The sequence below is a fragment of the Limosilactobacillus urinaemulieris genome (assembly GCF_014838745.1).
Classification (GTDB): Bacteria; Bacillota; Bacilli; order Lactobacillales; family Lactobacillaceae; genus Limosilactobacillus; species Limosilactobacillus urinaemulieris.
On sequence record NZ_JABUXR010000051.1, the window covers coordinates 1 to 350 of the forward strand.

General features: G+C 55.7%; 1 protein-coding gene. It reads right to left on the reverse strand.

The features are described 5' to 3' along the window. Positions 1 to 350, reverse strand: a 350-nt coding sequence (locus HUK45_RS09380) for a Rib/alpha-like domain-containing protein (protein WP_268890017.1), incomplete at both ends; no start/stop codon positions are given.

A 350-nucleotide genomic window follows, 5' to 3' on the forward strand; every position in this document is an offset into this window, starting at 1 on the left:
TATTTTCAGCAGCGCCGGCAGGCTTAACCGCTGTCTGCACTGGTGCTGGCTGACTAGCAGCTGGCGTCGTTACTGCTTCACCGACAACGTGAACCGTGACCGTGACCTCAGTCTGAGTCCCGTCTGGGTATGTTACTGTGACACCAACGTTGTACTCGCCCGGCGTCTTCCCGTCAGGCAACTGATCGGGGTTGTCAACTGAAACTGTTGGCTGCTTAGCGGCATCCTGAGGGTAGTCCGTCTTCACCTTAGCGATAACATCGGCTGGCGTCGTTGGTTCGCCGTTAGGCTTGACCAGTTTGTCGCTGGTTGCCGTATACTTCTCAGCGTCCTTTGGCATTTCTGCTAAG